This is a genomic window from Desulfarculaceae bacterium (genome assembly GCA_020444545.1).
GTDB lineage: Bacteria > Desulfobacterota > Desulfarculia > Desulfarculales > Desulfarculaceae > Desulfoferula.
Window position 1 is genome coordinate 135,164 of record JAHLKT010000004.1, and the last position, 20,554, is coordinate 155,717.

The 20,554-nt window shown below is 67.7% G+C and carries 19 protein-coding genes; 4 read left to right on the top strand and 15 right to left on the bottom strand.

Annotation, left to right across the window (positions count from 1 at the left end; translation table 11 throughout):
• Positions 1 to 71: 71 nt before the first annotated feature.
• On the top strand, positions 72 to 2,054 hold the full coding sequence (locus KQH53_12475; protein ID MCB2227486.1) for an RNB domain-containing ribonuclease: 1,983 nt from the start codon (positions 72 to 74) through the stop codon (positions 2,052 to 2,054).
• A 3-nt stretch (positions 2,055 to 2,057) separates the two neighbouring features.
• On the opposite strand, the gene KQH53_12480 is transcribed toward KQH53_12475, so the two are convergent.
• The 11 genes from KQH53_12480 to KQH53_12530 form a co-directional block, all read right to left on the bottom strand.
• Positions 2,058 to 2,528, bottom strand: coding sequence for a pyridoxamine 5'-phosphate oxidase family protein (locus tag KQH53_12480; GenBank protein MCB2227487.1), 471 nt, complete (start codon positions 2,526 to 2,528; stop codon positions 2,058 to 2,060).
• Between the two features lie 2 nt (positions 2,529 to 2,530).
• Positions 2,531 to 3,667: a DUF3524 domain-containing protein gene (locus KQH53_12485; protein MCB2227488.1), complete on the bottom strand. Its 1,137-nt coding sequence runs from the start codon at positions 3,665 to 3,667 to the stop codon at positions 2,531 to 2,533.
• A gap of 1 nt (position 3,668) precedes the next feature.
• Positions 3,669 to 4,472 (bottom strand): hypothetical protein, encoded by an 804-nt coding sequence (locus tag KQH53_12490; GenBank protein ID MCB2227489.1) that lies wholly within the window; start codon positions 4,470 to 4,472, stop codon positions 3,669 to 3,671.
• Between the two features lie 9 nt (positions 4,473 to 4,481).
• Positions 4,482 to 5,261: an imidazole glycerol phosphate synthase subunit HisF gene (gene hisF, locus KQH53_12495; GenBank protein ID MCB2227490.1), complete on the bottom strand. Its 780-nt coding sequence runs from the start codon at positions 5,259 to 5,261 to the stop codon at positions 4,482 to 4,484.
• Positions 5,251 to 5,898, bottom strand: coding sequence for an imidazole glycerol phosphate synthase subunit HisH (hisH, locus tag KQH53_12500; GenBank protein ID MCB2227491.1), 648 nt, complete (start codon positions 5,896 to 5,898; stop codon positions 5,251 to 5,253). Before hisH ends, hisF begins: the two co-directional genes overlap by 11 nt.
• 66 nt (positions 5,899 to 5,964) lie before the next feature.
• Entirely contained in the window at positions 5,965 to 6,657 is a 693-nt protein-coding gene (locus tag KQH53_12505; protein ID MCB2227492.1) for a hypothetical protein, read from the bottom strand.
• A 25-nt stretch (positions 6,658 to 6,682) separates the two neighbouring features.
• A complete protein-coding gene (locus KQH53_12510) occupies positions 6,683 to 7,531 on the bottom strand; it encodes a 3-hydroxybutyryl-CoA dehydrogenase (protein MCB2227493.1) in 849 nt (282 codons plus the stop codon).
• A gap of 12 nt (positions 7,532 to 7,543) precedes the next feature.
• Positions 7,544 to 8,209, bottom strand: coding sequence for a CDP-alcohol phosphatidyltransferase family protein (locus KQH53_12515; protein ID MCB2227494.1), 666 nt, complete (start codon positions 8,207 to 8,209; stop codon positions 7,544 to 7,546).
• A 105-nt stretch (positions 8,210 to 8,314) separates the two neighbouring features.
• Entirely contained in the window at positions 8,315 to 10,213 is a 1,899-nt protein-coding gene (gene mnmG, locus KQH53_12520; protein ID MCB2227495.1) for a tRNA uridine-5-carboxymethylaminomethyl(34) synthesis enzyme MnmG, read from the bottom strand.
• Positions 10,210 to 10,701: a flavin reductase family protein gene (locus tag KQH53_12525; protein MCB2227496.1), complete on the bottom strand. Its 492-nt coding sequence runs from the start codon at positions 10,699 to 10,701 to the stop codon at positions 10,210 to 10,212. The genes mnmG and KQH53_12525 overlap by 4 nt, the downstream gene beginning before the upstream one ends.
• Positions 10,698 to 11,501 (bottom strand): YdcF family protein, encoded by an 804-nt coding sequence (locus tag KQH53_12530; GenBank protein MCB2227497.1) that lies wholly within the window; start codon positions 11,499 to 11,501, stop codon positions 10,698 to 10,700. The genes KQH53_12525 and KQH53_12530 overlap by 4 nt, the downstream gene beginning before the upstream one ends.
• A 174-nt stretch (positions 11,502 to 11,675) precedes the next feature.
• Between KQH53_12530 and KQH53_12535 the strand changes: the two genes are divergently transcribed.
• A complete protein-coding gene (locus tag KQH53_12535; GenBank protein ID MCB2227498.1) occupies positions 11,676 to 12,035 on the top strand; it encodes a cupin domain-containing protein in 360 nt (119 codons plus the stop codon).
• Here KQH53_12535 and KQH53_12540 read toward each other — a convergent pair.
• The gene (locus tag KQH53_12540) at positions 12,032 to 14,188 is read right to left on the bottom strand and encodes an LUD domain-containing protein (protein MCB2227499.1); all 2,157 of its coding nucleotides are present in this window, start codon (positions 14,186 to 14,188) and stop codon (positions 12,032 to 12,034) included. The two genes, KQH53_12535 and KQH53_12540, sit on opposite strands and share 4 nt — an antisense overlap.
• Positions 14,185 to 14,733 carry an LUD domain-containing protein gene (locus tag KQH53_12545; GenBank protein ID MCB2227500.1) on the bottom strand — a complete coding sequence of 183 codons (549 nt, stop codon included), beginning with the start codon at positions 14,731 to 14,733 and terminating at the stop codon, positions 14,185 to 14,187. The genes KQH53_12540 and KQH53_12545 overlap by 4 nt, the downstream gene beginning before the upstream one ends.
• Before the next feature lie 153 nt (positions 14,734 to 14,886).
• Here KQH53_12545 and KQH53_12550 point away from each other — a divergent pair, with 153 nt between their 5' ends.
• Both KQH53_12550 and KQH53_12555 read left to right on the top strand, forming a co-directional pair.
• Positions 14,887 to 16,272, top strand: a complete 1,386-nt coding sequence (locus tag KQH53_12550; GenBank protein ID MCB2227501.1) for an FAD-binding protein — start codon at positions 14,887 to 14,889, stop codon at positions 16,270 to 16,272.
• Positions 16,272 to 17,564, top strand: coding sequence for a (Fe-S)-binding protein (locus KQH53_12555; protein ID MCB2227502.1), 1,293 nt, complete (start codon positions 16,272 to 16,274; stop codon positions 17,562 to 17,564). The genes KQH53_12550 and KQH53_12555 overlap by 1 nt, the downstream gene beginning before the upstream one ends.
• An 85-nt stretch (positions 17,565 to 17,649) precedes the next feature.
• Here KQH53_12555 and KQH53_12560 read toward each other — a convergent pair whose 3' ends face one another.
• A complete protein-coding gene (locus KQH53_12560) occupies positions 17,650 to 19,599 on the bottom strand; it encodes an acetoacetate--CoA ligase (protein ID MCB2227503.1) in 1,950 nt (649 codons plus the stop codon).
• A 79-nt stretch (positions 19,600 to 19,678) separates the two neighbouring features.
• On the bottom strand, positions 19,679 to 20,497 hold the full coding sequence (locus tag KQH53_12565; protein ID MCB2227504.1) for a cytidylate kinase family protein: 819 nt from the start codon (positions 20,495 to 20,497) through the stop codon (positions 19,679 to 19,681).
• Positions 20,498 to 20,554: the final 57 nt, after the last annotated feature.

Below are 20,554 nucleotides of genomic sequence, written 5' to 3' on the forward strand. Positions count from 1 at the left end.
CGGGGCAAGTTGACACCCTTGGATGCCCCCGGTAGACTGGTCTACCCAATTCCCGGCGAAAGCTAGCAATCATGTCTGACCCCATAGGCCACCTGGTCGAATTCATCGAAAAGAACCGCGTGGAGCTGGGCCTGGTTTTGGCGGCCAAGAAAAACCGCCTCAACCTGCTCACCGTGGCGGGCCGCCAGGCGTCGCTCTCCACCAGCCGGATTCTGTTGATGTCCCCGGCGGCCATGGGCCCGGACGCCCCCCGCGCGGCCCAGCAGGAATACCTGCAAAACCTGCAGGAGCGGCGCGAGGAGCTGGCCGCCCAGGTGGACGTGGCCGAGCTGTGGGAGCTGGTGCACGAGGAGGATGAGCCCCTGCCGCTGAAGGACCTGGCCGAGCTGGCCTTCGGTCCCTCCCTGGATCATGACCAGACCTCGGCCGCCCTCAGGGCCCTGTTCAACGAGCGCACCCACTTCCGTCTGGCGGGCAACCAGTTCTTGCCCTTCAGCGTGGAGCAGTTGGAGGCCAAGGCCCTGCAAGCCGAGCGCGAGGCCGAGCGCCAGGCCCAGGTTGACCAGGCGGTTGAGTTCCTCAAGTCCCTGCCCGACAGCGGCCCCTGCCCCGAGCCTCCGGCCGAGCTGGCTGATCAGCTCCGCGACCTTTTGGTGTTCCAGGAAGACAGCCCCAGCGTCAAGCTGGCCAAGGAGGTGGTGAGCGCGGCGGGCATCGGCGGGCCCAAGGACCTGTTGGCCTTGCTGGTGCGCCTGGGCGTCCTGCCGCCCCATGCCAACCTGGAGCTGTTGCGCCAGGGATTCAGGGCCGACTTCCCGCCCGAGGTGATGGAGCAGGCCCTGGCCCTGGACCCGGCCCAGGCCGGGCCGGAGCGCAGCGACCTCACCGGGCTCTACACCTTCACCATCGACGGCGCCTTTACCACCGACTTCGACGACGCCCTTTCCTTCGAGCCCGACGACAGCGGCGGAGCCACCCTGGGGGTGCACATCACCGACGCCGGGGCCATCATGCCGCTGACCGGGCCGCTGGAAGACGAAGCCCGCGCCCGGGCCACCTCGCTCTATCTGCCCGATGACCGCCTGCCCATGCTGCCCCCGGCCCTCAGCGAGGACCAGCTTTCGCTCAAGCAAGGCCAGGTACGCCCCGCCCTGTCGGTGCTGGCCCGCCTGGACGCCGAGGGTCGCCTCATCGAGTACCGCCTGGAGCGCAGCGTGATTCAGGTGCACCAGCGCCTGACCTACGACGAGACCGACGACATGCTCGACAGCGACCGGCGCATGGCCGGGATGCACCGCATGTGTCATGCCCTGCGCTCGCGGCGCATGGAGGCCGGAGCCTACTTCCTGCCCCTGCCCGAGGTGCTGGTGGGAGTGGACCCGGCCACCCAGGAGGTGTGGGTGCGGCGTATCGACCGCAACGGCCCCAGCCGGGAGATGGTGGCCGAGACCGCTATCCTGGGCAACTGGCTCTTTGCCCTGTTTTTGGCCGAGTCCGGGGCCCCGGCCCTGTTCCGCACCCAGGGCAAGCCCTCCGAGCCCATCGAGGAGCGCGACCCCAGCGACATCTACCATCACTTCAAGCAGCGCCGCCTGCTGAACCGGGTGGACATAACCACCAAGCCCGGCCTGCACTCCAGCCTGGGCATCCATCCCTACACCCACGCCACCAGCCCCATCCGGCGCTACCTGGATTTGGTGATGCAGCGCCAGATCGGCAGCGTGCTCTGCGGCGGCCCGCCGCTCTACAGCAAGCAGCAGCTCAAGGAGCTGGCCATGGAGCTGGAGCCCACCGTGCGGCGAGCCATGAAGGTGCGCCAGGCGCGGCAGCGCTACTGGCTCCTCACCTGGCTCAAGGCCCGCCAGGACCAGGCCCATCCGGCCGTGGTAATGGAGCGCCAGACGCGCCGCTGGCAGATTCTGCTCACCGACATCATGATGCTGGTGACCATACCGGCCAACCAGGGCAAGAACCTGGCGCCCGGCATGGAGGTGGAGCTGATGATCGAGCGCATCGACCCCTTTGACGACATCCTCAGGGTGAAGCTGGCCTAGCCTTTACCCGTTTGTCTTGCCTGCGAGGTGGTATATCTCGATGGCCAGCACGGCCACCATGCGCACCTTTTCGGGCAGCATTTGTTCGCCCGCGCCATGGCCGCAGTGCTTGGCGATCGCCTCTAGCCCGGCCAGCTTTTCGGCCTGGTCCTCCACCACCCGGCAGGCGCCCAGGCCCACCACCGAGCGGTAGCGGGTGTCCCATTCGCAGGGCTGCTCGGCCTTGACGAACTCCACGCCCTCCATGACCGTGAAGCTCACCCTCGGGTTGGCGGCCAGAATCTCCATCTTCAGGCCCTTGACCCCGGTGTGCATGTAGATGCGGCCATCATGCAGGCCGTAGTTCATGGGCACCACGTAGGGCTGGCCATCGGAGCACAGAGCCAGGCTGAGCAGGTTGCCCCGCTCCAGAATGCCCATGACCAGGGCCTCGTCAGTGATGTGCATCTTTTCCTTGCGGGGAGCGCGCCGCATCTTCAGCCTCCCTTGATGGTTTGCTCGATCATCTCGCGCCAGGCCGGGGCCTGGGCCTGCCAGGTGTAGCTTTCGGCCAGGCGACGCCAGTCCCCGCGCCGCGCCGCCTGGGGATCAACCGCCAAGTCGCGCAGAGCCGGACGCAGGCCGCCATGGCCGTAGCGCAGCTCTGGAGAATAAAGCTCGGGGTAGACCAGGGCGTCGGGCACCAGGGGGCGGCAACCGGCCCACACCGCCTCGGCCACGGACATGCCGAAGTACTCCTGCTGGGCCGTGGAAACCGCCACATCGGCCCAGAACAGCCAGCGCCAGTATTCGCGCCGATCGTCCACATGACCCCACTGCTTGACGCGCGCGCCCAGGCTCTGCCGCGCGGCCACGAACACGGCGGGCGGCTTGGCCGGGGCGGGCCCCAGCACGGCCAGCTCAAAGGCCAGGCCCTCGCTGGCCAGCGCGTCCAGGGCCGCGAAAAAGCGCTTCGGGTCCTTGTCTTGGGCCCAGCGGTGGTTCCACAGGATACGCAGGGGCCCCTCGCGCGGCTCGCGTTCCAGGCCCGCCGCCTCGCCCGGGTCGATGGGCATGGGCAGGGCCGCGCTCTTAGCCGCGATCTCATCGGCCAAGCCCAGGGGCCGCATGTCGGGCAGGCGAGTTTCCAGCTCGCGGGCGGCAGCCAAAAACTCGTTGCGATGAAACTGGGAGTTGAACACTACCCGCCGGGCAGCCTGGGCCGTGGTCAGGTTGCTGAAGGCCAGATACAGGTCGCGCTCTTGCAGCGAGGCTCCGGCCCGGCCAGGCGCGGGATAAGCCAGCTGGTTCTCGTGGAACACCACTAGGGCAGGCACCGTGGCCAGAGAGGGGACCAGGCCCCGCAGCTCGGCCAGTCCCAGCATGTCCGAGCAAACCAGGCCGTCCCAGGGCCGGGCCAGCTCTTCAGCCGCCGCGCGGGCCAGGTAGGCCGCCGCGCCGCGCATGCGCCAGCGCCAGTGGCGGCCGGGCAGGCCCAGGGCGCTCCAGCGGGCGGGCGCGTGGGCCATGAGCCCGCGCATGAAAGCGGCGTGGCTGGCCGTGAGGTAGGGCTCCACAAAAAGCAGGCGCGGGCCTTGTGAGCCCGCGCGCAGGATGGTCAGGTCCGCTGCCACCTCAGCGGATCACGCTCTTGGCCTTGTGGAAACCGGCGGGCACGCTGGTGCAGGGGGCCACCAGACTGCCCCGGCCTAGAACGGTGCCCGGGTTGGTCACGCTGTTGCACCCGGTCTGGCAGTCATCGCCCATGATGGCCCCGAACTTGCGCCGGGCCACGTGATACACCGTGTCCCCGGCCTTGATGTGATAGGGCCGCTCCACGATCTTGAGGTTGGCCAGCTTGGTGCCCGCGCCCAGGTTTACTTCCCGGCCCAGGATGGAATCGCCCAGGTAGGCGAAGTGCCCGGCCTTGGCCCCGTCGAGCATCACCGAGTTTTTCATCTCCGTGGTGTGGCCCACCACGCAGCCCACCCCCACCAGACAGGCTCCGCGCAGATAGGCCCCCTGGCGCACCTCGGTGCCCGGCCCGATGTAGGTGGGGCCCTTGAGTAGCGCGCCGGGTTCCACCACCGCGCCCGGAGCGATGTGCACCTGATCGTCCATGAACACCGCGCCCGCATAGACCACGGTGGCGTCCTCCACCTCGCGGTCTCCCAGGAGCACCCGCATCTGGCCTTTGGTGGGGTCCCCGCCCAGTAGCTTGAAGTCGCTGTCGAACACCCGGCCGTGATGCAAGACCACGGTGCGGGGCACCGTCTCGCCGCTGCCGCGCAGCAGGGCCCCGGTGCGGCCCGCGTCGTCCACCAGGGCGGCGGCATAGGCCTTGATCTTGTCCAGCGCCTCCCACACCGCCTCGGCTCCCTGGAACAGATCGGCGAAGGTGGCCCCGTCCAAAGCGAACAGGTCTGACGCGGATACCATGGCTGCCCCCTACCAGTATTTGCGGACCAGCACGCCCTCTCCGGCCAGGTGGTCCTTGATCTCGGCCACGGTGTAGTGGCCGTAGTGGGTCATGGAAGCGATGAGCGCGGCGTCGGCCTTGCCCTTGGTGAGCACCTCGGCCAGGTGCTCCGGCTTGCCCGCCCCGCCCGAGGCTATCACCGGGATGGACACGTGGGTGGAGATCAGCTCGGTGAGCGTCATCTCGTAGCCCTCCTGGGTGCCGTCGGCGTCGATGCTGTTCAAGCATATCTCGCCGGCCCCCAGGCGCTGGGCCTCCTGGGCCCACCACAAGGCGTCGAGGCCCATGTGCTTGCGGCCGCCGTGGATCACGATCTCGTAGCCGCTGGGGATTTGCTCGCTCACCGGCACCTTGAGCACATCCATGCCCAGCACCACGCACTGGGAGCCGAAGGCCTCGGCCCCCTGGCTGATGATCTCGGGGTTCTTCACCGCCGCCGAGTTCACGCTGATCTTCTCGGCCCCGGCCAACAGCACCGCGCGCATGTCTTCCACATTGCGCAGGCCGCCGCCCACCGAAAAGGGCATGAAGATGCGCTCGGCCACCCGGCGCACCACGTCCAGCATGATGTCGCGGGCCTCGTGGCTGGCAGTGATGTCGTAGAACACCAGCTCGTCGGCGCCTTGCTTGTAGTAGAACTCGGCCATCTCCACCGGATCGCCGATGTCCACGTTGCCCTTGAACTTGATGCCCTTGGTCAGCTTGCCGTCGCGCACGTCCAAACAGGGGATGATTCGCTTAGAGAGCATCGGCGCCCTCCTTACCGTCCCAGGCCACGAAGTTCTCCAGAATCTTGAGCCCCGGCCGCCCGGACTTCTCGGGGTGGAACTGCACCGCCACCAAGGAGCCTTTGGCCACGGCCGAGCAGAAGTCGAAGCCGTAGTCCGTCACCCCGGCCACCAGCGCTTCATCGGAGGGTTGCAGATAATAGGAGTGCACGAAGTAGTACTCCGCCTCTTCGGGCAGCCCGGCGAACACCGGGTGGCTGGTCTTCCAGCTCACCCCGTTCCAGCCCATGTGGGGCACCTTGAGCGCCTCGCCGGTCTGGTCGCGGTGGTCCACCGGGAAGCGCACCACCTTGCCGGGCATCAGGCCCAGGCAGTCGGTGAGGTCCTCCTCGGAGTAGTCGAAAAGTATCTGGGTGCCGAAGCAGATGCCCAGGAAGGGCTTGCCCTGGGCCGTGGCCTGGGCCAACACCTTGTCCAGGCCCATGCGCCGGAGGCTGGCCATGCCGCTGCCCGCGCGGCCCACCCCGGGCAGGATGACGCGCTCGGCCTTGGCGATGAACTCCGGGTCCCGGCTGATGGCGCAGGGCGCGCCCAGGGAGTTCAGGGCCCGCTCCACGCTGGTCAGATTGCCGGCGTCGTAGTCTATGATGGCGATCACGGGTGCTCTCCTTATGGCCCGCCGGGCTACTTGCCCGGCGCGGCGCTTAAGGAATATATCATACCCTTACACCGTGGCCAGCGCCTCCGGCTCGTGGCCTGCTTCCACCGCCCGGGCGGCGGCGAAGAACATGCGAACCATGACCACGCCGGAAAAAATAGCGGCCAACAGTCCCACTATCATGCAAGCTGCCAGCAAAACGTAAATGACCCCAGCCCACATGCCCGGGCTCGACCTGGTGAAGAGCCCGATCACCATGATTGCGATTGACACCAAAACCATGATGCTGAACGAGGTGGAGGCGGTCAACGAGCCGAGGGCCAACTTCCTCTGGTAGCCGAACAGCTCCGCCGGCCCCTTGAGCACCGCGAAGCCCAGGTAGTAGGCCAGGATCATCATGCCCAGCCCCAGCCCCAGCTGCACCAGCTGAGGCCAGAGCACGAGATGGGCTGGGTTCAGCACCAGCTTCATGGCCGCGTAAACGATGTAACAGACGATCAGCAGGCTTATGCCCTTGTCGAGCTTGGCGCAGCCGAACCACTCATTGAGCAGCATCCGGAATACCACCAGCAAATAAACCGCAATGGCGGTTGAGGCCACCAGGTAGGCCTTGAACCAGGGGGCGTCGGCCGCCCGCGCGGCCGGGCCCAACCCGCCTGGTTTCAGCAGGGTGGCGAACAAAACCGAGGCCAGGGCCATGACCCCCAACAAAACAACCAGCCATCCGGCGGCCCTCAGCTTGCCGGCTGTCAGCCTCATGCGCCCCCCTGGTGAACCGTGATGCCTAGTACTGGTAGAAGCCCCGCTTGGTCTTGCGGCCCAGCCAGCCCAGGTCCACGTATTTACGCAGCAGCGGGCAGGGGCGGTACTTGCTGTCGCCCAGGTCGCGGTGCAGCACCTCCATGATGGCCAGGCAGGTGTCCAGGCCGATGAGGTCGGCCAGGGCCAGGGGGCCCATGGGGTGGGCCATGCCCAGCTTCATGATCTCGTCGATGTCCTCGGGTTTGCCCACGCCCTCCACCACGCAGTAGATGGCCTCGTTGATCATGGGCATGAGGATGCGGTTGGCCACGAAGCCGGGGTAGTCATTGGCCGGCACCGGAATCTTGCCCAGGGCCTTGGACAGGTCCATGACCGCCTTGAAGGTCTCGTCGTCCGTGGCTAGGCCCTTGATCACCTCCACCAGCTTCATCATGGGCACCGGGTTCATGAAGTGCATGCCGATGACCAACTCGGGGCGCTCGGTCACGCCGGCGATCTTGGTGATGCTGATGGAGCTGGTGTTGCTGGCCAGGATCACGCCCGGCCGGCAGATGCCGTCCAGCTTGCGGAAGATGTCGAGCTTCAAGTCCACCCGCTCGGTGGCCGCTTCCACCACCAGGTCGGCCGGGGCCATGTCTTCCAGTTTGGTGGAAGGCACGATGCGCCCCAGGGCCGCGTCCATATCGCCCTTGCTGATCTTGTCCTTCTTCACCAAACGGGCCAGGCTGCCCTCGATGACCTCCAGGCCCCGGTCCACGAACTCCTGGGCGATGTCGTTGAGGATCACCGCGAAGCCGTTCATGGCCGCCACCTGGGCGATGCCTCCGCCCATCTGTCCGGCGCCGATCACGCCGATGGTCTTGATCTCCATGAGCCTTCCTTCCTATTTGGCCGGGCCGCCGGTTTCGCGGCCTGGGTCGTACATTCCTCGGAACCAGTTCACGTAGTACATGGCGCTGGCCACCGCGCCCAGGGCCAGGGCGCTCCAGGCGCACATCCAGGCCAAGGCCAGCAGCCAGGTCCAGCCCGTCCAGGTGGCGATGATCATGAAGCCCAGGCCGCAGGCCAGGCCGAAAGTCTTCACCTTGCCCGCCTGGCTGGGGGTCACCTTGGGCGCGGGCCACACCGGCTGGCGCCTGATCGACTGCCGCAGGATGTGCATGAGGGGGATGAGCACCGCGTGGGCCTCGATGGCCAGGATGGCGATCACCATGGGCCAGCCGATGACCCCGCGCTCCAGCACCACGATGGTGGCGGCCAGGGCCAGGATCTTGTCGCCCAGGGGGTCCAGGAAGGCCCCCAGCTTGGTCACCTGTCCCCGCTGCCGGGCCACGGCCCCGTCCAAGAGGTCGCTCATTCCGGCGGTGAAGCCCAAGAGCACCACCCAGCCCAGGCTGGCCCCGCTCATAGACACCGGCACCATGGCCAGGGCGCAGGCCAGGCGGAAAAAGCTGATGTGGTTGGGAGTGACGGCCTGGGGCACCAGGCGCACCACGCCCGAGGGGCGGCGCGGGGTTGCTTCAGCGGTCAGGGCGGCTTGCGGCGGCAAAGGAGCTTACTCCCCCTGGCTTGGGCCGCGAGGACTTAAGCCAGGCATAACACGGCCTTATACACGGCCCGGACTATAGCGCGGAAGCGGGCGGGGGGCAAGGGCTTAATCCCGGGCCCCGGCCTGCTCCCGGCGGTGCAAGACCAGCTGCAACACGGCCAGGGCCGCCGGGGTCACCCCGGATATGCGCGCCGCCTGGCCCAGGGAGGCGGGGCGCACCTGGCTGAGCTTCTGCTTCACCTCGTGGCTCAGGCCCTCGATGTCCTGGTAGTCCAGGTCCGGTGGCAGGGCCACCGCCTCCTTAGCCCGGAAGCGCTCCACCTGATCCCGCTCGCGCTGCTCATAGCCCGCGTACACCGTCTTGATATGGACCTGCTCGGCCGCGTCGGCCGGCAGGGCGGCCAGCTCCTCCAGGGCCGGGTGCAGGGTGGCCAAGGAGGCCAGGTCCATGCCCGGCCGCCGCAACACGTCCCCGGCCGGATGGGGCCGCCTGAGCGGCGCGCTGCCCAGGGCCTGCAAGCGGTCGTTGGTTTCGCCGGTGGGGTTGAGGCGCACCTCGGCCAGAAGGGCCAGGGCCCGCTCCACCGCGGCCCGCTTGACGCTGAAAGAGGCCCAGCGCGCGTCGTCCACCAGGCCCAGCTCGCGGCCCAGGGGGGTCAGGCGCAGGTCCGCGTTGTCCTCGCGCAGGGTCAGGCGGAACTCGGCCCGCGAGGTGAACATGCGGTAAGGCTCCTTGGTGCCCTTGGTCACCAAGTCGTCGATCAAGACCCCGATGTAGGCCGAGGAGCGGTCCAGCACCAGGGGCTCCTCGCCCCGCGCCCCACGGGCGGCGTTAATGCCCGCCCACAGGCCCTGGGCCCCGGCCTCCTCGTAGCCGCTGGTGCCGTTGATCTGTCCGGCCAGGAACAGCCCGGCCAGGAGCTTGCTCTCCAGCCAGGGGGTCAGTTCGCGGGGATCGGAGTAGTCGTACTCGATGGCATATCCCGGCCGGGCGATCACCGCCCGCTCGCAGCCGGGCAGGGTGCGCACCATCTGGGCCTGCACCTCGGCCGGCAGGCTGGTGGGGATGCCGTTGGGATAGAACAGCGGCGAGTCCAGGCCCTGGGGCTCCAGGAACACCTGGTGCGAATCCTTGTCCGGGAAGCGCACCACCTTGTCTTCCAAAGAGGGGCAATAGCGCGCGCCTACCCCGGTGATCACCCCGGCGTACATGGGCGCCTGGTCCAGGTTGGCTCGGATCAGCTCGTGGGTGGCCTCGGTGGTGTGGCTGAGCCAGCAGGAACGCTGGGGCAACACCGGCTCGCTATTGAGGAAGCTGAACATGCGCGGGTGCGCGTCGCCGGGCTGCTCGGGCAGGCCAGCCAGGTCCAGGCTGTTGGCCTCCAGGCGCGGCGTGGTGCCGGTCTTGAGCCGCCCCAGGCGCAGGCCCAGTTCCCGTAGCTGGTCGCTCAGCGCGTCGGCCGGGGGATCGCCAAAGCGCCCGCCGCGCGACTGGTTCAGGCCCACGTGGATCACCCCGCGCAAAAAGGTGCCCGTGGTGAGCACCACCGCCCGGGCCGCGATCTCCCCTCCCCTGCCCGGCCGGATGCCCGCCACCCGGCCCTGCTCGACCACCAGGCCCTTGACCTCGTCGTCCAGGAGCCAAAGGTTGGGCTGGGCCGCGCAGACTCGGGCCATGCGCGCGGGGTAGCGGTCGATGTCCACCTGGGCCCGGGAGGACCACACCGCCGGGCCCTTGCCCTGGTTGAGCAAACGGAACTGGATGCCCGTGGCGTCGGTGTTCAGGCCCATCTCCCCGCCCAGGGCGTCGATCTCCTTGACCAGATGCCCCTTGGCCAGGCCGCCCACGGCCGGGTTGCAGCTCAGGGCCGCGATGTGCTCCAGGTTGATGGTGGCCAAGAGGCATTTGGCCCCCAGGCGGGCCGCGGCCAGGGCCGCCTCGCAACCGGCGTGGCCCGCGCCCACCACCACCACGTCGAAGCTATGGGGGAATGGCGCGCTCAACTCAGCCCCAGATAGGCGTGGTCCAGCTCATCGGTGGCCAGCACCGCGCCGCTCCGCCACACCGCGCCCATCGGCTCGGCCAGGAAGAGTTCGTGATCACCGGGGCGGGTGCTGGAAAGAATGCGGCAGCACAGCGCTCCCGGGCCCTCGGCCAGGATGGGCAGGCCCAGTTCGCATTCGGCCAGGGCCACGCCCGCGAAGCGCTGCCCGGCTGGGCGGGCCAGGGCGCGGGCCAGGTCCATGTCACCCGAGGGCAACAGGTTTATGGCGAACTTGCCTTGCTCGGCCAGCGTGGGCAACAGGGCGCGATTGTGGCGCACGCCGACCTGAACCAACGGCGGTGCACAACTCACCTGGCTAACCCAGGAGACCAACATGCCCCGGGGCTCATCCAGGCTGCCGGTGGTGAGCAGATACAGACCGTAGACCAGGCCGCCCAAGGCGCCGGCCATGGCGGGCGGCGGGGCGGAAGCGCGCTCGAGCATCACGGGTTGACTCCTCGCGGGCTGAGGCCCACCGACTGCCTGAGGCGCAGCCAGACCAGGCCCAGGTATTCGTAAAAAGCTTCCTCGCTGCCCTTGAGCCCCCCGGCCTGGGGGATGAAGGAATAGAAGCTCAGTCGGTAATCCCGCGTGCGGAAATCGGCCGGCGCGGGCAGCGGTTCCATGCCGTAGGAGCGGAACAGGGCCAGGGAGCGGGGCATGTGGCTGGCCGAGGTGACCAGGGCAAAAGGCCGCCGCCCCAGCAAGGAGCGCAGCTGTTGGGCCTGCTCCTCGGTGTCCCAGGATTTGGTCTCCATGATCATGGCCTTGGGCGGTACCCCCAGGGCCAGGGCCATCTCGCCCATGGCTTGGCCCTCGCTCATTTCGCCGCCAAAGCTGCCGCCGGTGAGCACCAGCTTGGCTCCGGGCATTTGCCGCCAGAGGCGCACCCCCTCCAGAAGGCGCTTGAGGGTGGCCTGGGACAGGCGGTCGGCCCGGCTGGCCGAGCCTTCACTAAAGCCGCCGCTGAGCACCACCACCGCAGCGGCCCCCTGCTGCCTGAGGGCGGCCGGATTGGCGTAGCGGTAATTGCGCAGCTCCAGTTGGTGGAGCAGCAAGGTGCCGGTGATGGGCAGGGAAAGCACCAGCAGCCACAGCCCCCCGGCCAGCATGAGCAGCGGGCCCAGGCGGCGCTGGGGACGCCGCCACCAGATCAGCGCGCCCGCCAGCCAAAGCAGCAGCACCTGACCCACCGGGAACAGCAGCCGGCCGATCACCTTCTTGGCTATGAACAAAACTACGGCCATGCGACTCCTTGCCGCCTCAGGAGCGGCGCCCTAATTATGCCAGGCCGGGCCCGGACGCGAAAGCGGCGGCCATGGCCGCGATCCGGCCCTTGCATCGCCGCGCCGAGGCCCGCAAGCTGTAGGAGAGGAACCCGAAGCCAACCCCTCCTCACGGGAGGCACCCAAGGAGCGCCCATGGACCAGCCCCAGCTGCTAAAGAACATCGCTTTTGCCCAGGCCCTGGATCTGGACGGCCTGGTGGACTACGCCGAGGGCCAGGTGGTCAGCCGCACCCTGGCCCAGAACAACGCGCTCAGCCTGACCCTGTTCGCCTTTGACCAGGGCGAGGGCATCAGCGCCCACACCGTGCCCGCCGACGCCCTGGTGCTGGTGTTCGACGGCACGGCCTCGGTGGAGATCGACGGCAACAAGATGAAGGTGACCGCCGGCCAGGTGGTGGCCATGCCCCAAGGCAAGCCCCACGCCCTCACCGCAGAGGAGCGATTCAAGATGCTCCTGGTGGTGGTGCGCGCCCCGCAACAGCTACAGCTCTAGGGCTTGCCGCCCCGCTTGGCCTGGGCCAAAGCCGAGGCCAAGTGTTTCACCTTTATGCCCGAGCCCCGCTGATCCAAGCCGCCCTCCAGCTGCAACACGCAGCCCGGACAGTCGGTGACCAGGATGTCCGCGCCGGTGGCTTCCACCTGGTCCAGCTTGCGCTTGAGCACCGCCGCCGAGAGCTCGGGGAACTCCAGGGAGAAGGACCCGCCAAAACCGCAGCACACCTCCTCGTCCTCATAGGGCGCGTATTCCAGGCCCGCCTGCTCGATGAGCTCGCGCGGGGCCTGGTGCACCTCCATGCCCCTGCAGAGGTGGCATGGCGCGTGATAGGCCGCCTTTAGCCCAGGGGCGGCATCGCCTTCCAGGCCCACCACGTCTTTCAGGAAGCTGGCGCAGTCGATGACCTTGGCCGCCATGGCCTGGGCGCGGGGCTCCCACACCGGGTCGCCGGCCAGCAGGCGGGGATAGGCGTTCTTCAGGTGGCTGGCGCAGGAAGCGCACAGGGTGAGCACGTAGTCATGGTGCTCCGCGTCCAGGGCCGCGAGGTTCTGCCTGGCCACCTCGCGGGCGGTCTCTTCCTCGCTGGCCATGGCCGCGGGTAGGCCGCAGCAGGTCTGGTCCATGGCGAAGTCGAGCGAGATGGCCTGGCCCTCGAGCAGCTCCAGCAAGGCTTCGCCCTGCTCGGGGTACACGAAGTCCACCAGGCATCCGCCGAAAAAGGCCACCTTGAGCTTGGGCGCGTCCGGGCGCGGGGCCAGCTCGGACCAACGGTCGCGCAGGGGCCGGGCCGCGACCACGGGCAAGGAGCGGAAGCCCTGCTCATCGCCGAAGAAGCTGGGCAAATGGCGGATGAGCCGGCCGCCCTGGGCCAGGGGTTTCTGGGCCAGATAGGCCCGGCGCAGCAAAAAGTGGAACAAGCGGCGGTTGGTCATCACCCGGCGCATGAGCTGGTTCTTGAGCGGCGCGCCTTCCTGCTGGTTCACCCGCCCGGCCACGCCCTTGATGAGCTGAGGCAAATCGATGCCCGCCGGGCAGTTGACCTTGCAGGCCTGACAGTTGAGGCAGTTCTTGGCCAGCTCCCGGGCCGCCTCCACCCCGTGATAGAAGTAGGTCAGCACCAGGCCGATGGCCCCGATGTACACATGGCCGTAGGTGTGGCCCCCCACCTGGCCCCAGATGGGGCACACGTTGGCGCAGGAGCCGCAGCGCACGCAGCGCAGTACCTCGGAGAACACCGGGTCCTGGGACAGGGCCAAACGGCCGTTGTCCAGGAACACGATGTGCAGTTCCTTGCGCCCCGAGGCCGCGGCGGCGCATTCCACCGCGCCGGTGATCCAGGTAACGTAAGTGGCGGCCAGCTGGCCCACCGCGCTGCGGGGCAGCACCTTGAGAATCTTCAAGGCCGTGTTCAGGTCGGGCACCAGCTTTTCCAGGCCAATCAAAGCCACGTGCACCGGCGGCAGGGTGGTCACCAGCCTCGCGTTGCCCTCGTTGGTCACGGTGGCAAAGGTGCCGGTCTCGGCGATGGCGAAGTTGGCCCCGGTGATGCCCAGGTCCGCCGAGAGCATCACCTGCCTGAGCTCCTGGCGGGCCACCTCCACCAGGGAGGCGATGTCCTCGGGGTCCTGCTCCTGGCCGGTGACCTCGCTGAACAGCTCGGCCACCTCGGAGCGCGAAAGATGAATGGCCGGAGCCACCATGTGGCTGGGGCCCTCGCCCCGGAGCTGGATGATCCACTCGCCCAGGTCGGTCTCGGTTACCTTGAGGCCTTGGCCCTCCAGATAAGCGTTGAGATGAATCTCCTCGCTGGTCATGGACTTGGACTTGATGATGCTCCGGGAGCCGGTCTGGGCGGCGATATCGGCGATTATCTCGCGGGCCTGGGCCGCGTCCACGGCCAGGTGCACCTTGGCCCCGGCCGCCTCGGCCGAGGCCTTGAACTGCTCGTACAGCTCGGGCAGATGGGAGATGGCCGCGTCCTTGGCCTGGGCCACGTCTTGGCTGAGGGCGGCGAAGTCCAGGCCCGCGAAGCCCGCCGCGCGCGAGGCGCGGTAGTGTTTTTGGAAACGCTTGAGGGTCTGGCCCAGGAACTCGTTGTCCAGGGCGGCGTGCAGGCGGGCGTGATACTGACGGCGGGAGGCGCGGCTCATGAGGCGTCCTCCAGGAGCAGGATGTGCAGTTGGCGCGGGCCGTGCGCCCCCAGGGTGAGCACCAGTTCGATGTCCCCGGTGCGGCTGGGGCCGGTGATGTTGGCCATGTAGCCCGGCGCGGCGGCCAGGATGGCGGCCATCTCGCTCTCCAGGGCAAAGAGGTCCTCGCGCAGGTTGGCCTTGGGCAGGATTGCCACGTGGGTCTCGGCCAGCATGGAGGCCAGGCGCACCTGCTCGTCATGCGAATCCACGATAATGGTGCCGGTCTCGGCCACGCCCCACTGGGCAGTAGTTAGGCCGGTATGGAAGCGCCCCACCTCGGCGCGCAGGCCGCTGGTTATCAGCTCCACCCCGGCGTGGGCGCAGGCCTCGCCAAGGGCCTGGTGGTGCTCCATTTCCCAGCCGGGCGCGGCCAGGCAGGCCCCGCCTTGGCTCGCGGTGAGCCCGGCGGCGTAGGCAAAGGCCTCGGCCAGGTCGGCCGCCGGCCTGACCACCGCGGCCACCGCCTCGGCCCGCTGGGTGAATCGCGCAATCAGATCGTCCATGATCCCAATGCCTCCAAGGGTCGGTGAGGCCTCAATTTTATCAGATCGCCCGAGTGATTTAATGGTTCACCGGAATCATTGGCAAATCGTGCCGGGCAGCATATATTAGGGAGCGGCCCATCCCCCGCTAAAAAAGCCAAGCCTGGAGCCAGGATGATCGCCCCAGCCCTGCAAAAAGAGTTCGCCCGCCTGGTGGGCGAGGATAACGTCTTCAGCGACGCCTCGGACCTGCTCACCTATTCCTATGACGCGGCCCTGTTGCCCCACCAGTCGCCCGGCCTGGCCGTGCGCCCCACCAGCCTGGAGGCCCTGGGCCAGGTGGTGGCCCTGTGCAACCAGGAGGGCCTGCCGCTGACCATCCGGGGAGCCGGCACCAACCTCAGCGGCGGGGCCATCCCCCGGGGCGAGGGCGTGGTGGTGGTGACCACCGCCCTGAACCGCATCGTGGAGATAAACCCGGCGGACATGTACGCGGTGGTGGAACCGGGGGTGATCAACCAGAAGTTATTCGACGCGGCCATGGCCCAGGGGCTTTTCTACCCCCCCGATCCGGGCAGCCAGGCGGTGAGCACCCTGGGCGGCAACGTGGCCGAGAACTCCGGCGGGCTGCGCGGCCTCAAGTACGGGGTCACCCGCGACTACGTGATGGGCCTTAGCTTCTTCGACACCGAGGGGCAGCTGGTCAAGACCGGCTCGCGCACCGTGAAATGCGCCACGGCCTACAACCTGGCCGGGCTCATGGTGGGCTCCGAGGGCACCTTGGGGGTGTTCGGCGAGATCACCCTTAAGCTGATCCCCCCTCCCCAGGCCAGCCGGGCCCTGCTGGCAGTCTACGACTCCATGGAGCCGGCCAGCCAGACCGTGGCCGAGATCATCGCGGCCAAGATCGTGCCCGCCACCCTGGAGTTCCTGGACAACTTCACCATCCGCACGGTGGAGGATTTCTCCGGGGCCGGCCTGCCGGTGGAGGCGGCGGCCATGCTGCTCATAGAGGTGGACGGCCATCCGGCCCAGGTAGCCGACGAAGCGGCCAAGGTGGAACAAATCTGCCGCGCCCAGGGGGCCACCGAGGTGCGCCCGGCCCGGGACGCGGCGGAGCGCGACCGTATCTGGACCGCGCGGCGCTCGGCCATCCCCGCCCTGGCCCGGCTAAAGCCCTCGGTGGTGTTGGAAGACGCCACGGTGCCCCGCAGCCAGGTGCCCGCCCTGGTGCGCTTCATCCGGGGCCTGGCCCAAAAGCACGACCTGACCATCGGCACCTTCGGCCACGCCGGGGACGGCAACCTGCACCCCACCATCGTCTTTGACCAGCGCGACGACGCCCAGTTCGCCCGGGTGCGGGCCGCGGTGGAGGAGCTGTTCGACAAGGCCCTGGAGCTGGGCGGCACCCTGAGCGGCGAACACGGCCTGGGCCTGACCAAGACCCGCTTCCTGGTCAAGGAGGTGGGCTCGGCCACGGTGGAGTGGTCGCGGCGGCTCAAACGGGCCATGGACCCCAAGGGCATCCTTAACCCCGGCAAGATCGTGGAGGAAGCGTAATGGCCGGCGTGGCCCAATTGGCCCGGTTGTTGGGCGAGCTGGAGGAACAACTCCTGGCCTGCATGCGCTGCGGCTTTTGCCAAAGCGTGTGCCCCCTGTACAACCAGACCGGCCGCGAGGCCGACGTGGCGAGGGGCAAACTGGCCCTATTGGATGGCCTGGCCGCCGAGATATTAAAGGACCCCCACGCGGTGCAGGAGCGCCTGGAGCGCTGCCTGCTCTGCGGCTCCTGCGCGGCCAACTGCCCCTCCGGGGTCAAGGTGCTGGATATCTTCCTGAAGGCCCGGGCTATCCTCAGCGGCTATCTGGGTCTGCCCCCGGCCAAGAAGCTGGTGTTTCGCCAGCTGCTGGCCCGGCCCGCCCTGTTCAATCGCCTGCTCAGCCTGGCCCCTCGCTTCGAGCGGGTCTTCGCCTCGCCGGTGGACGATCTGTTGGACACCTCCTGCGCCCGTTTCTTTCCACCCCTGGGCGAGCGCCACTTCAAGCGCCTGGCCCGGGTGCCCCTGCACCGCACCATCCCCGAGCGCCACAGCGCGCCGGGAGCCTCGGGCATCAGGGTGGGCTTTTTCACCGGCTGCCTCATCGACAAGCTCTACCCATCCGTGGGCCAGGCCGCGCTAAAGGTGCTGGAGCATCACGGCGTGGGCGTGGAGATGCCCGCGAGCCAAGGTTGCTGCGGCATCCCGGCTCTCTCGGCCGGAGACAGCGAGACCTTTACCAAGCTCCTGGCCTACAGCCTGGACCGCTTCGACCCGGAGAAGATCGACTATCTGGTGACCGCCTGCGCCACCTGCGCCAGCACCATCGCCAAGATGTGGCCCCTGATGAGCGGGGGCCTGGACGCGGCGGGCCAGGCCAAGGCCGCCGCCCTGGCCGCCAAGACCCGCGACCTGGGGCAGATGCTGGTGCAGACCGGCCTGATCAGCGGCGAAGCGCCCGCCCCGGCCGAGGGGGCCAAGACCGTCACCTATCACGACCCCTGCCACCTGAAAAAATCCCTGGGCGTGTCCGCCGAACCACGGCGGCTCATCGCGGCCAATCCCAACTGGCGGCTGGTGGAGATGAGCGAGAGCGACTGGTGCTGCGGCCTGGGAGGCAGCTTCAGCATCCAGCACTATGATCTCTCCAAGCAGATCGGCGGGCGCAAGCGGGAGCACATCGAGCAGAGCGGGGCCGCGGCCGTGGCCACCGGCTGCCCGGCCTGCATGCTCCAGATCAGCGACATGCTCTCCCAGGCCAAGGACCAAATCGCGGTCAAGCACGCCATCGAGATCTACGCCGAGAGCTTGTAGGGAGCCGGAAGTAACACGTTTTGACAAGCAAACGGCCGGTGACCCCGAGGGGCCGCCGGCCGTGGTTTTTTCTTTTGCCTAACCGCTAGCTCTTCAGCTCTGCCAAGTCGGCGTAAAGCTCCAGGGCCTCGGGGTTGCTCAGGGCGTCCTTGTTCTTCACCGGCAGGCCGTGAATCACGTTGCGCACCGCCAGCTCCACCTTCTTGCCGCTGATGGTGTAGGGGATGTCGGCGATGGGGATCACCTTGGCCGGCACGTGGCGCGGAGTGCAGTTGGTGCGGACCAGGGTCTTGATGCGCTTGACTAGGTCGTCGTCAAAGTCCACCCCCGGATTGAGCCGCACGAACAGGATCACCCGCACATCGTTGTCCCAGTCCTGGCCGATGACCAGGCTGTCGGCGATCTCGTCCATGTTCTCCACTTGGCGGTAGATCTCGGCCGTGCCGATGCGCACCCCGCCGGGGTTGAGCGTGGCGTCGGAGCGGCCGTACATCACCACCCCGCCCTCGGCGGTCACCTCGCAGAAGTCGCCATGGAACCAAACGTTGGGATACACCGCAAAGTAGGCGTCGTGGTATTTGGTGCCGTCCGGGTCGTTCCAGAAGCCCACGGGCATGGTGGGCCAGGGCTTGACGCAGACCAGCTCGCCCTTCTCACCCACCACCGGCTTGCCATAATCGTCCCAGGCCTCCACGGCCATGCCCAGCTCGCGCACCTGGAGCTGGCCGGCGTACACCGGGCCGATGGGGTTGCCCCCGGCGAAACAGCCCACCAAGTCCGAGCCGCCGCTGATGGAGGACAGGCACAGGTCCTGTTTGATATCGCGGTAGGCGTAGTGGAAGCTCTCGATGCTCAGGGGCGAGCCGGTGGAGAGCACCGCCTTGAGCTGGCTCAGGTCGAACTGCTCGCCCGGCTTGAGGCCCTCGTTCTCGATGGCCGCCAGATAGCGGGCGCTGGTGCCGAAGATGGTGATCTTCTCCTCGGCCGCATACCGCCAGAGCACATCCGGGCCGGGGTAGAAGGGCGAGCCGTCGAAAAGCATCAGGGTGGCCCCCAGGGCCAGGGAGCTGACCAGCCAGTTCCACATCATCCAGCCGCAGGTGGTGAAGTAGAAGATGCGGTCCTCGCGTTTGAGGTCGCAGTGCAGGCTCAGCTCCTTGAGGTGCTGCAAGAGCACGTTGCCCGCGCCGTGCACCATGCACTTGGGCACTCCGGTGGTGCCCGAGGAGTAGAGGATGTACAGGGGGTGATCCGGCGGGAGCTGGGCGAACTCCATATCCGGGGCTTCGCGCTTGGTCAGCTCGGTGAACAGCACCGCGCCGGGCACCTCGTCCAGGTCCGGGTCTCGCCGGGTGAAGGGAACCACCACCACCTGCTCGATGCTGTCGATCTCGGACTTGACGTGGGCCACCCGGGCCAGGGAGTCGAAGGTCTTGCCGTTGTAGTAGTAGCCGTCCGCAGTGAACAGCACCTTGGGCCGCACCTGGCCGAAGCGGTCCATCACCCCCCGGAAGCCGAAGTCCGGGCTGCACGAGGACCAGGTGGCCCCCAGGCTGGCCGTGGCCAGCATGGCCACGATGGTCTCGGGGATGTTGGGCATGAAGCCCACCACCCGATCGCCCACCGTGACCCCCATCTCCCGAAGGGCGGCGGCCAGCGAGGCGGTCTGGGCATACAGCTCGGCGTAGGTCAGGGAGTGCTGGTAGCCGGTTTCCGAGCGGAAGATTATGGCGGTTTGCTTGTCGCGGAAGCGCAAGAGGTTCTCGGCGAAGTTGAGCCGCGCACCGGGGTACCACTTGGCCCCTGGCATCTGGTCCGAATCGGCCACCACCTGGTCGTAGGGCCGGCTGTGGATCACCTCGAAGAACTCCCAGACCGCTCCATGAAAGGCTTCCAGCTCACTGAGCGACCACTCATAGAGCTCGGGGTATCCGCTGAAAGAGGTGCCGTACTTGCCGTTGACAAAGCTGATGAACCGGGTGAGGTTGGCGTCGGCGATCCTGGCGGGCGATGGCTTCCACAACATCTCGGCCATTAAACGAGCTCCCCTTTTAAAGCGGGGCGGGCCCATGCCCCGCCCTTCCGGCTTGTAGGCATCATGCCGGGACTGGCTATCAGTAGCCCAACTCCGTGGTGACGAGTTGGTTGTCCACCGCGCTCACGCCGGGATGGGCCAGCGCGATGTCCTCGGCGTGCTTGCGCGCTTGCTTGTCCTGCACCGCGCCCTGAAGGACCAGGCGGCCGCCCCCCTGGTTGAGCACCTCCACCTCGCGCACCGGCACAGTGACCACTTTTTTCTTGATGGCCGCTTCCACGGCCTTGGCCAAGGCCAGGCCGGCGTAGGCGGTCTTTTGCTCCGGGCCCACCGGCCCGGCGGCCTCGGCGGCCAGGCAGATAAGCTTGCTCACCAGCTCCACGCCCAGGTCCTTGGTGTTGAGCACCATGTCATATAAAGACCAATCGCTCAAGTCTTTATGGAAGATGCTCTCGATCAGGGCCCGGCGCTGGCGGTCATGACGGCCTAGGAAGCTGGCCGCGTCGTCCAGGCTGAAGCCCTGGCGCTGGGACAGGCGCTCCACCCTGAGCTGGCGCGGGGCCACCACCCGGACCCGCAGCACCTTGGGGTCGTCGGCCATGACGATCTGCGCGCCCCGGCCCAGGATCACCGCGTCGCCCAGGGCGGCCTCGGTGTAGACCAGCGAGGCGAACAGGCTGGTGTTGGCCGGGTGGCGCATGAAGAGGCGCTCGAAGAACCCGGCGGGTTTCTCGGTCTCGAAGGCTCGGCACTCCTTGGCGAAATCCTCGTCGCACTCCTGGGCCTTGGCATGGAAATGATCCCCGCCCACCAGGCGGGCCCCCAAGTCGCGGCACACCTGCTGGGCGATCTCGTCGCCCCAGCTACCGATTTGGCGGGAAATGGTAACTATGGCCATGAAGCTCCTCCTTGCATTTAGGGCGCACTCCCCGGAGTTGTCGTCGCGCCCCCCCTC